The 10,783-nt window shown below is 39.2% G+C and carries 10 protein-coding genes; 5 read left to right on the forward strand and 5 right to left on the reverse strand.

Annotation, left to right across the window (positions count from 1 at the left end; translation table 11 throughout):
- Position 1: 1 nt before the first annotated feature.
- On the reverse strand, positions 2-1,405 hold the full coding sequence (gene nirK / locus CWC14_RS07210; RefSeq protein WP_138562108.1) for a copper-containing nitrite reductase: 1,404 nt from the start codon (positions 1,403-1,405) through the stop codon (positions 2-4).
- A gap of 508 nt (positions 1,406-1,913) precedes the next feature.
- On the opposite strand from nirK, the gene CWC14_RS19735 reads away from it, so the two are divergent.
- The 3 genes from CWC14_RS19735 to CWC14_RS07225 all read left to right on the forward strand — a co-directional run bounded on the left by CWC14_RS19735 (position 1,914) and on the right by CWC14_RS07225 (position 3,322).
- Positions 1,914-2,117 (forward strand): hypothetical protein, encoded by a 204-nt coding sequence (locus tag CWC14_RS19735; RefSeq protein ID WP_249928717.1) that lies wholly within the window; start codon positions 1,914-1,916, stop codon positions 2,115-2,117.
- A gap of 26 nt (positions 2,118-2,143) precedes the next feature.
- A complete protein-coding gene (locus CWC14_RS07220) occupies positions 2,144-2,485 on the forward strand; it encodes a hypothetical protein (RefSeq protein ID WP_212746547.1) in 342 nt (113 codons plus the stop codon).
- A 285-nt stretch (positions 2,486-2,770) separates the two neighbouring features.
- Entirely contained in the window at positions 2,771-3,322 is a 552-nt protein-coding gene (locus CWC14_RS07225; RefSeq protein ID WP_138562110.1) for a cytochrome b, read from the forward strand.
- A gap of 41 nt (positions 3,323-3,363) precedes the next feature.
- On the opposite strand, the gene CWC14_RS07230 is transcribed toward CWC14_RS07225, so the two are convergent.
- Positions 3,364-4,911 (reverse strand): methyl-accepting chemotaxis protein, encoded by a 1,548-nt coding sequence (locus tag CWC14_RS07230; protein WP_138562112.1) that lies wholly within the window; start codon positions 4,909-4,911, stop codon positions 3,364-3,366.
- Positions 4,912-5,094: 183 nt separating this feature from the next.
- Positions 5,095-6,612 carry a leucyl aminopeptidase gene (locus CWC14_RS07235; RefSeq protein WP_138562114.1) on the reverse strand — a complete coding sequence of 506 codons (1,518 nt, stop codon included), beginning with the start codon at positions 6,610-6,612 and terminating at the stop codon, positions 5,095-5,097.
- 230 nt (positions 6,613-6,842) lie between these two features.
- Here CWC14_RS07235 and CWC14_RS07240 point away from each other — a divergent pair, with 230 nt between their 5' ends.
- A complete protein-coding gene (locus CWC14_RS07240; RefSeq protein WP_138562116.1) occupies positions 6,843-8,660 on the forward strand; it encodes a protein kinase domain-containing protein in 1,818 nt (605 codons plus the stop codon).
- Positions 8,661-8,738: 78 nt separating this feature from the next.
- Positions 8,739-9,149 carry a DUF3859 domain-containing protein gene (locus tag CWC14_RS07245; RefSeq protein WP_138562118.1) on the forward strand — a complete coding sequence of 137 codons (411 nt, stop codon included), beginning with the start codon at positions 8,739-8,741 and terminating at the stop codon, positions 9,147-9,149.
- Positions 9,150-9,205: 56 nt separating this feature from the next.
- Here the strand turns inward: CWC14_RS07245 and CWC14_RS07250 are convergent, their stop codons facing one another.
- Together CWC14_RS07250 and acuI are read right to left on the reverse strand one after the other, a co-directional pair.
- Positions 9,206-9,622: a VF530 family protein gene (locus tag CWC14_RS07250; RefSeq protein ID WP_008114664.1), complete on the reverse strand. Its 417-nt coding sequence runs from the start codon at positions 9,620-9,622 to the stop codon at positions 9,206-9,208.
- A gap of 72 nt (positions 9,623-9,694) precedes the next feature.
- Positions 9,695-10,687 (reverse strand): acrylyl-CoA reductase (NADPH), encoded by a 993-nt coding sequence (gene acuI / locus CWC14_RS07255; RefSeq protein ID WP_138562120.1) that lies wholly within the window; start codon positions 10,685-10,687, stop codon positions 9,695-9,697.
- Between the last annotated feature and the right edge of the window lie 96 nt (positions 10,688-10,783).

The following is a 10,783-nucleotide window of genomic DNA, read 5'->3' on the forward strand; positions in this document are numbered from 1 at the left end:
GTTACTTGCGCTGCTTAGCAACTTGTTCAGCAGAGATTTTTCCGCCGGCGTTATCCCAGTTATTTAGTACAAAGGTAATAACATTGGCAATATCTTCGTCATTTAGGTTCATTGCTGGCATTACGCCGTTGTAGTTAACGTTATTAACTGTAATCGGACCCGATAAGCCCTTAATAATCGCATTAACACCTAAAAGTGGGTTGTTGTTCAAATAATCAGACTTTGCTAAAGGTGGGAATGCTCCGGGAATACCTTCGCCATTAGCTTGATGGCAAGCCATACAGTTAGCCTCATAAACACGTTGGCCGAATCGTATTTGGTCATCTTTATTGTTGGCTGTTATTTTAGTAAATGTATTATCTAACGACTGTACTGCTGAGCCTTCTGGTAAATATACGTTATCAGCTGTTTTGCCTGTAAAAATAGAATGGTCGTCTGGGCCTTCTACTTTTAGCATTGCGAGTGCGCCTTTGTTAAATGCTCTAAAAATAGAATGATCGACCAAAATAAAGGTGCCCGGTACTTCTACTTTAAATTCAACAATGGCAGCGCCGCCAGCGGGGATCAATGTGGTTTGTACGTTGTGATTTTTTAAACTGCCGCCTTCTACATAAACGGTATCAAAAATTTCGCCTATTACATGAAAAGAAGAAACCAAATTAGGGCCACCATTACCAATATATAATCGAACTGTTTCACCTACTTTAGCGGTTAAAGAGTTTTCATCTGTGGTGCTGCCTACTGAGCCATTAAATACTACGTAGTCTGCGTTTTCATCAATTGCCTTTGCCATATCAAAAGGTTGCAAGCCAGCTTCACCAAATTCGCCCTTAGTATAAAAATCCCCTTGTACTAAATAATACTCTCGGTCTACGGGCGCAAGGCCTTCTTTTGGTTCAACTAAAATTAAGCCATACATACCATTGGCTATATGCATACCAACAGGAGCCGTGGCGCAATGGTAAATATAAAGCCCTGGGTTAAGTGCTTTAAAATTAAATGTAGAAGTGTGCCCTGGGGCTGTAAATGACGACTCCGCGCCACCACCAGGGCCTGTTACGGCATGTAGGTCAATATTGTGCGGCATTTTTGAGCTAGGATGATTTGAGAGATTAAACTCAATTTCATCACCTTCTCTAACTCGAATAAAGCTCCCTGGTACGGTTTCACCAAATGACCAAAATACATATTCAACGCCATCAGCAATTCTACCTACTTGTTCTCTGGTTTCTAGATTGATAACTACTTTTGCACTGTGATCTCTATTAATGGCGGGTGGCACCATAGGGGGAGGCGTTAGTATTGCTTGTTCAGTTTTTAAATTACTGGCAGCAAGTAGGTTACCACTAAATAAAATAGCTAATAGAGGGAGCCATAGGGTGTGCTTACTAGGTTGTATTTTCATTTTATATTTTCCATTATAAATGACGATTAACTTAGCATAGCACTTAAGTGCAAAAATGAATTGATGCAGATCAATTAACTTCCGATTAACAAAAGTTTAGTTCTGATCAGCAATGTTAACGAGTTTGATTTTAGTCCTACAGTTTGTTTTTATATGAGGTATAGATTTTTATTAGTGAGTTAGTAATTTATTGTTGTAAACATACTGTTAACTTGTTTTGGAAACGATATAATAAAGTTAATATCAATAAGGATGATGATGACAAATAAAGTAGAGGTTTCGGCCAAAAGTGGAATGCATTTTAAGTTTTACAGTGATGACGTAGAAGTTACTTATTACTGCTCGCCCGTATCGGGAAAAGAAGTTGTAAAAGTTAACGGTGAGATAGTTTGAAGCACAAAACTTTAAGTTTAGCTCTACTCATGAGTTTGAAGTAAATGGCATCCCAGCTAAAATTAGGTTAAATGCCCACGGTTTAACTAAAAGCGTAACACTTTGTGAATTTTTTGTGGCTGATGAATTAGTTAAAGCTTATAAACTTACTTACGGTATCAAAGGTAAAGTTCCGCTTATGGTTCAGCTTGTTCTTAGTGTTATTGCCGCTGCAGTGGGTTGGTTTTTTGCAGCACAGCTTTTATCATCTTGGTTAGCTTTTGCAATAGTAATAGCGCTTTTAGGATTAGCAGTGTTTAAATTTGAAAAGCCAAGCTAATACTACTATGAAAGTTTAGGTTATTAATGAAGTTATGTATTTTCGGTTTTTTATTTGCGTTTAGTGCTTGTTTTAGTTTCTTTGCTTTAGCGCAAACTACGCAAGAGTATAGTGCTGTGCAAAATGTTTCAGTAGATGCGGCGGGTCATATAAAAGTTGAGACGTTAACTAACATTGAACCTAATAACAGCTACGACTGGCACATTCATCCCTACTGGGAAAACCGCTATGTTACTGAGGGGCGTGATAACTTAGCAAATAAAGGGATTGCCTCAGTATCTACAAACCAAAGGGGTCAAATCTTGACTTCAGACATCAAAGAGCGAACTGTACAAATATTGGTTAGCACACAAAGACTGACGACCTAGAAATTCATTCAATTTTAGCGATTTATTATTTCTAAAACACGTTGATTTTTAAAACGGTAACTTAAGGTTGCCGTTTTTTTATGCCTATTATTTAAGTTTATTTTAAGCTTGCTCAGTTATTATAACTAATACTTAAATTCCAGAATCATTAAACTATTGAACTGACTTATTAACTCATTCTATGTTTCAGATCATTAAGCAGTGAGTGAGTAAAGGTTAGCCTGTATACATGTACTCATATGCATAAGTGAGCTTTTAACTTTAATGCGTTTATTAGGAGGTATTATGAATTTTAAAAATACAGATACTCATTACAATACACTCTCTGTTGCTTTGCATTGGTTGATGTTTATTTTAATTGTGACTGTGTACGGTAGTATTGAACTTCGCGAATTATTTGATAAAGGCACTGAAACCCGTGATGCCTTTAAAATGTGGCATTTTATGTTGGGTTTATCGGTTTTAGCTTTAGTAAGCGTGAGGGTAGTTGCGCGTGTAGTGGGGGGCTCGGTACCAGCTATACACCCTGAGCCTGCAAAATGGCAAAATAAATTAGCTAAATTTGTACACCTTGCGCTGTATGTGTTTATGTTTGCTATGCCAATTGCGGGTTGGTTAATATTAAGTATGGCAGGTAAACCTGTGCCATTTTTTGGTTTAGAGCTGCCTCCATTGGCAAGTGAAAACAAAGAGCTGGGTAAAACCATTAAAGAAATACACGAAACAGCGGGCGAAGTTGGTTATTACGTAATAGGCTTACATGCGGCGGCTGCATTATTTCATCATTACATTTTGGCTGATAACACCTTTAAACGTATGCTGTTTTCTAAAAAATAAACGCATCACCTATAAAAAGGGAGACCATGTGTCTCCCTTTTTTAATGTTTAGTACTCTTAAACCCTATTCTAAACCCGCCCCAATGTTTACCGTTTACATAAATTGGCACCGAGAGGTCATGCAGTATTTCACCGGTATCACGTTTATAGGTTTGTAATAAAAAGCTTTCGGTGTGGCTACCACAGCGAATTCCTGTCGGGTCATTAAAAATACGTTTAGTGCGGTTGTTTACTAAATCTTTTTCAAAGTTGCCGGTTAGGGTTTGGCTAAAGCGTTTGTTATGAGTAGGAAAGTAGCCCTTAGTATCAACGGCTCCTGCAAAAATAATGTCTTTATTTTCCAGTATTGGTTCTTGTATAGCCGGCAGTGATTGATCTGTAAGTTTATCGTAATCGGTTGTGTACTTGGTTGGATTAGTATTCTCGATGGGTTTATAGTTTTGCGAAAAAAGTTGTTGCTGGGTTATTTTTCCGCTTTGGATCCAACCCTCAAAACATTCGCCAATTGCTTTACTGGCGTGTTTAGCCGATGTCAGGATTGGTTTAAAGAATGCGTCATACTCTATGTTTTCAAGCTCTCTAAATATTGATTCTGATCCCAGCGATAAAGAAGACGCTTGCTGAGAAATTGTACTGCCTTTTTTAGTAACTTCGCCCAATAAACTACTGATGCTAGTGACTGAACTATTTATTTGTGTGGTTGCATGCTGAAATGCCGAAACAGACTGATGCATACTATCAAGCGCGGTAGATGAGGCACCAATATCTTGGTTAATTGTTAAAAAGGATTGAGTCACGTTTTCTAGCTCTGATTTTACAGAAATACTTTGCTGTGAAACCTGCTTCATATCTTCATTGGTTTTTATACTGTTGGCGTTAATGTCTGTAAGCATGTCTGCAATTTGTTTGGTTGCTTCATTGGTTTTATTTGCAAGGTTACGCACTTCGTCGGCAACAACCGCAAAACCACGACCTTGCTCACCTGCACGAGCGGCCTCTATGGCTGCATTTAAAGCAAGTAGGTTGGTTTGCTCTGCAATGTTTTGAATAACTTGGGTAATGCTTTGTATATCACTGGCACTTTTTAATAATAAATCTAATTGCTGGGCGACTTTATCTATAGAGCCTGATAACGAATCAATTTGGCTGGTGGCCGTTTGTAAGCGGCTATCGGCAGAGCTTGAGGCTTGCGCTGTTTGTACCATTGCTTGATTAATAGTGGTCATGCTGTCACTGAGTTCAGTACTATTTTGTGAAAGCTCGTGTGTGGCACGCCCGACAGTTTCACTCTCGTTATAACAAGCGTCTATTTCTTTAGATAAGCTATCAACATAAAATGACACTTCAGCTGCACCTATGGCATTTTTTGAGGTGGCTTTGGTAATGTTTTGTGCAATTTTGTTATTGAACGACTGCACGGCACCTAGTGACGAATTGTTATTTGCTGATTCAGATTTCGCTGGTTTTATATAAAAAATTGCAGATAACAGCACTATAATTGCTGCAGCAATGGTGGAGAGCTGTTCAAAATAGAAAAGAAAACAAATGCTTAAATAAAAAATGCTGTAGAGCAGGTAGGTTATTTTCATTCCTTTGACCTCGTTACTAATTGTTCCTTCTATCTTTGATTATAAATCAAACAAAATCAAATAATAAACACACTTTTAAGGATTTATTAATAGTGATGTATTGAGCTCTATAAAACTGTTTTCGTACAAAAATCGCCAAAGTAGTAAACCTACTTTGGCGCTTTTATTAATATTAATAAACAATTAGTTAGCTAATAACCATTCGCTTAATAAGCGAACACCAAACCCCGTTCCCCCTGGTGAAAGCTCATCTTTGCCTTTTTTCACTAATGCATTACCAGCGATATCAATATGCACCCAACGGGTGTCGCCAGCAAAATGCTCTAAGAAAGTAGCGGCTGTGGTTGCACCAGGGCCACCTGAACCTACATTTGTTATATCAGCAATGTCAGACTTCAACATATCTTTATAACCTAATGGTAAGCGCCATAGGTTTTCGTTTACTTGTTTACCTGCAAGGGTAAGTTGCGATACTAGCGTATCGTCATCTGAGAACACAGCCGCATATTCATTGCCTACAGCACGGATTTTTGAACCGGTAAGTGTTGCAACATCAATCATGATCTCTGGCTTGTAGTGCTCACGTGCATACCACATTGCATCACTTAGTACTAAACGACCTTCAGCATCGGTATTTAAAATTTCTACACTTAAGCCTTCAGCAGTGCGAACAACATCACCTGGAGCAACAGCAAACTGCGATACCATATTAGCTGCCATGCCCATAACAGCTACTACGTTTTTATCTGCTTTAGCTAACGCCATTGCTTTTACAGTCCCAAGCACTGCAGCAGCACCAGCCATGTCTGACTTCATACGTGCAATAGAAGCACCAGTTTTAATGCTGTAACCACCTGAATCAAACGTAATGCCTTTACCAACAAGGGCAATAGGGGCATCGTCAGAGCCTTTATAATGAGCAACTACTAAACGTGCACCTTGCTGGCTTCCTCTACCTACTGCTTCTAATGCGCCCATGCCTAGCTCTTTTAGCTCTTTTGGCTCTAACACTTTGATAGTAACGCCTAACGACGCTAATTCTTTTGCTGCATTGGCAAAATCAACCGGTGTCATTTCTGTAGCCACTTCTGAGGTTAAATCGCGTGCTAAAAATACACCGGCTTGAATACTCTCTAATTGGCTGTAAAGCTTGCGAGTTTGCTTGGTGTTATCAACATCAAACGTATAGCTAACTGTTTCAGTGCTTGGTTCTTTTTTGTAGTTTTCAAAACGGTGATCGCGTAGGTTTGCACCGTGGGCAAAATTAGCAGCAAGTGCAGCATTATCGTTTGCGCCAGTTACATCATCAAAAATAACGCTGGCAGTGCCTACTTTAGCTTTAACTAGGCGAGCATGAATATTACCGCCTAACTTAGCCGCTTTTGCTTTATTTAATTCGTCTGCTTTACCTGTACCTACAACCAAAATACGGCTGTAGTTACTTTTACTAGGCGCGACAAGTTGCGCGACTTTTGCGTAATCGCCAGTGAAGTTTTCTATATCGATAACACGTTGTAATTGGCCATCAAATTGTTTATCAAGTGTTTTAAATTGGCTGTTGCTGCCATCTTGGCTATAAAATACAACCAGCGTATTTGCGTCGCTGTCTACTTTTGTAGAAAAGTTAAAGTCTGCAGCTTGTGCATTAATACACATACTCAGTGCAAGCGCGATTGAAGAGGCTTTTATAATACGTTTCATTTTTTAACCCAAGAATAATTTAAAGGGGTGTTTTACCCTATTTAGGCTGTTATGGGTAAGTAGGATACGGTGAAACCGCAAATATCAGCGATATACGTCAAAATCATTAGTAAATAATATAACTTTGACTAATGGAAGTGACCTTAAAGGTTTAATAAAAATAACGGCCGCGTTACTATCAAACATAAAGGCATTACGCAGCTTTTAACCACCAACCTAGAGATTCTGCATTGAAAGCAAAAGAAATTCGCAACTTTTATATTAACGAAGAACAGTCGGTTTATTTGCTGTCACACCGTGATGCAAAAAAACATCGTCAGTGGCTTAATATTTGTATTAAACAGCTCACTTTGCTTGGGTATAAAAAGGTAGAAATGATTGGCTCAGGGGCATTTGGGTTTGTATTTGCAGGGGATGATGAACATGGCCTGCCTTGGGTGTTTAAGTTTTCTAGAATTACGCTCGCGCAAAGTGTACGTGATCGTCTTGAAGATGAAGCGTATATGCTTTCGCAAATCAAAAATCCCTTAGTGCCAACATTTTATGGCTTTGAGCGAATAAAAAAACAAGGTATTTTGATGATGGCGCGCGCCATTGGTGAAGACCTTGAAAAAGTATCACTAAAGCAAGGGCGCTTACCGGCCGCCAAAATAATGAGCTTAGCGGTTAAATTAAGAAATGTGTTGCTTGATTTACGTCGTCATAAAAATGGTTTAAGCCCGCAGCCTATTGTACATGGTGATATTAAACCCTCTAACTTGGTGTGGGATGAAAATGAAAAGCAGCTTTCATTGGTTGACTGGGGGAGTTCGGTATATGCCCAAGTAGATGAACAAGGGAACCCAATTGCCAGTAATTTTATGGATTTAATGTCCGGCGATTTAAGTACCACTAACGCACGAATGGGTGATGTTTATTTTATAGGTGATGCGCAAATGTCGGGTGAAAAGTCATCCCCTCGTTTTGATGAGCAGGGGGTTGCATCAACGCTATATGCACTTGCCTCAGCGCAGTCTTGCCGATTTGGTGCTCAGGCTATACCGGCCAGTAGTTTAATGTTACCTAAGGAGCTGGCAAACGTTATTGATGGCATGCTTTCAAAAGAGCGTAGTGTAAGGGACAAAGCGGGTGACTATTTTATGCGTAACATAGAAACCATGGCAAAAGCGTATTTACCACAACTACCAAAAACAGAAACTAAAGCGGCAATTCCGTTTTGGTTTAGCCAAGACCCCGAACCAGAAACCGTAGTTTATAGCTCTAGAAAACAGTTTTTACGCCAAGCTGATCATAAACAACAACTACTCGATGTAAACGATGCTCAGTTAGATAGGTATTACAAAGAATTTTTGTTTGATACTGGGGATACCGAAAAAGCGTTTTTAGCCTCAATTAGTCGCTTAGCGAAATACCCTGTAGTAGGGGGGCTGAGTTTTCATTGGAAAGATGATTCTTTGTATGTTGAGTCATCACTTATTATGCACGATGAAGCTTCAGCCACCGCGTTTACTGATGCGGTAAATAATACTGTAATGCTGGCACAAGCGATTAGTCAAAAAGGCTTATTTAAGTGTTGTTTATTTGATGCCCGTAAAACGATTCAGCTAGAACGCGATGGCACCGGTGCGTTTAAATTTAACCAGTTACCTGAGCTTGACTATGAAGTGGTTAATGTAAAAGCCAGCGATGTAACCCGTCCGCACTCATATTTTGAAGATGGTAAAGATCCCGATGAGCAACTGCAACTGCCTAAAAAGGTGATTAAATGTGTATTTGAGCTAAACCAGATACATCATACGGGTTGTATTATTTTTGAAGCACTACCAGATAGGATGAAGATTCACCATTACTATCGATTACTCGATGCTAGTAAAGAAGTTGAATTTAAACGATTGCTAAATAAACTCATGCAGTACGCGGTTAATATTACTGATGTTGGGGTCGCTGGTTTTATGAAGTTGCCGTATAAAAATACTCGCGAGTTTAGTTTATGCGAGCAGCAACCCAGCAATTATTATCCTAAAAATCCAAAACAACTACTTAATTAATAAACCGCTCGCTGAGGCTGGTGGCTTAACAATAGAAAGAAAAAATAGAAAGTTAAATGGCAAAAATCTAAACCACAAATTACATTAGAAAGTTACGGTATATATTCCAACTGGGACAAAGCTGACAAAGCGTTACCACAAATCACGCAATTCACCACAAAGGTAACCGCGTGTATTGATGTGGAATTTGGCCTTATAGTAAATATCAAAAAAGCCAAAGGCGAAAAGCTACATTATTGTATTTATCACCCCGGTATTATAGATGCCGATGGCGAAGTGATGCAGCCTTTTGAGGGGAATGTATATGTTAAAGATAACGATTGGTCGTTTTATTTAGGCGACACCGTGTGGGAGCCTATAGAAGATAAAATAGGTAACTGGCGTATGACCTTATCATTAGCAGGAAAAGTCATTGCGGATAAAACATTTAATCTAACTAATGAACAGACCAAAACAGAAGATGATTTTTGGAAACACCGAGGCTATTAATTTCCTCAATAAACAAAAAAAGCTAACAATAAAGTTAGCTCTTTTATGAAATTAGCTTAGTTACCCCAAGGGTTACTTGAATTTGAACGTTGTTTACGAGTACGGGCACGTTGCTTGGCTGCTTTTTTCTCTTGAATACGCTTAGCATCAGAAAAGCTTAACTCGCATGGTTCACCTGGTTTATCACCTTCAGGGATAATACGGTCGCGGGGTGGCAATTCGTATTGCACGTCATCTGGGCGTGGTAAGTTTTTAAGGCGGTACAAATAGAAATTATCTACTTTTTGTTGTGCCCACTCGGTTTTACGTAAAAATTTAACTGCTGACTTAATGTCAGGATTATTTTTAAAGCAGTTGAGTTGTAAGTAGGCATGCAGGAGTTCCCACCCATATTGCTCAACCAGTTCTTCAACCACTTGCTCTAATTTAACGCCTTGCAGTGGGTTATTACTGAAAAGTTCTTGGTTGCTCATAGGTGTTCTCTCGTTATTAAAAATACGGCTAGTATTATAAATTTAATAACGAGAGTTTAATAGCAAAAATGCTTAACTTTGACAATTAACCACAACACGACCACGAATTTGGCCCTGCATGAGCTGTTCAGCATTTTCAATAACCTGATCAAGTGTGATTTCGGTCGAAATTTTATCTAAGTAATCGCTACTAACTAGGGATGCTAAACGATCCCATGCTCCAACACGGTCCGCTTTAGGGCGCATAACGCTATCAATACCCATTAAAGAAATACCACGTAAAATAAATGGCGCAACAGACGCTGGCAAATCCATACCTTGTGCAAGCCCACAAGCTGTTACTACGCCACCGTATTTAAGTGAGGCACAAATATTAGCAAGTGTGTGACTACCTACCGAATCAATTGCTGCAGCAAAGCGTTCTTTTTGCAGTGGTTTACCTGGGTTTGAAAACTCGTTCCTATCAATTACATTAGTTGCACCTAATGATTTTAAATAGTCAGCTTGTTCCATGCGACCTGTTGCTGCGGTTACTTGATAACCTAGCTGGCTTAGTAAATAAATAGCAAAACTGCCTACGCCACCATTAGCACCGGTCACTAAAATTTCACCTGACTCGGGAGTAACGCCTTGCTTTTCTAGTGCAATAACACTGAGCATTGCCGTATAACCGGCAGTACCAATTTGCATAGCTTGTTTAGGTGATAAGTTAGCGGGTAGGGGAATTAACCAATCACTGCTCAGTGCCGCTTTTTGAGATAAGCCACCCCAGTGCTTTTCGCCAACACCAAAACCATTTAAAATAACGTGGTCGCCACTTTTAAATTCAGCACTGTCGCTGCTAGTCACTGTACCCACTAAATCAATCCCCGGCACCATAGGAAAGCTACGTACAACAGGCCCTTTACCCGTGATGGCTAAGCCATCTTTATAATTTAAGGTACTGTAAAGCACATCAATTAATACATTTTCGTTTGGTAGATCGTCACTGTTTATGGTGCTTAGGACTGCAGTGTAGTTGTCGTCTTGCTTATCTATAACAATAGCTTTGATAGAATTGCTCATTAGATTTCCTTTTAGACCGATCGTCTTTAAATTAGTAATAAAAAGTGCATTAACAAGGGTCTGATGACCTTTGTAGATTAAAATTTGTTCAAACTA

This window comes from Pseudoalteromonas sp. S3260 (assembly GCF_005886925.1).
Classification (GTDB): domain Bacteria; phylum Pseudomonadota; class Gammaproteobacteria; order Enterobacterales; family Alteromonadaceae; genus Pseudoalteromonas; species Pseudoalteromonas tetraodonis.

Coding starts and splice junctions, on each gene's coding strand:
- nirK (WP_138562108.1), bottom strand. CDS start 1,405: ATGAAAATACAACCTAGTAAGCACACCCTATGGCTCCCTCTATTAGCT.
- CWC14_RS07220 (WP_212746547.1), top strand. CDS start 2,144: ATGAAGTTATGTATTTTCGGTTTTTTATTTGCGTTTAGTGCTTGTTTT.
- CWC14_RS07225 (WP_138562110.1), top strand. CDS start 2,771: ATGAATTTTAAAAATACAGATACTCATTACAATACACTCTCTGTTGCT.
- CWC14_RS07230 (WP_138562112.1), bottom strand. CDS start 4,911: ATGAAAATAACCTACCTGCTCTACAGCATTTTTTATTTAAGCATTTGT.
- CWC14_RS07235 (WP_138562114.1), bottom strand. CDS start 6,612: ATGAAACGTATTATAAAAGCCTCTTCAATCGCGCTTGCACTGAGTATG.
- CWC14_RS07250 (WP_008114664.1), bottom strand. CDS start 9,622: ATGAGCAACCAAGAACTTTTCAGTAATAACCCACTGCAAGGCGTTAAA.
- acuI (WP_138562120.1), bottom strand. CDS start 10,687: ATGAGCAATTCTATCAAAGCTATTGTTATAGATAAGCAAGACGACAAC.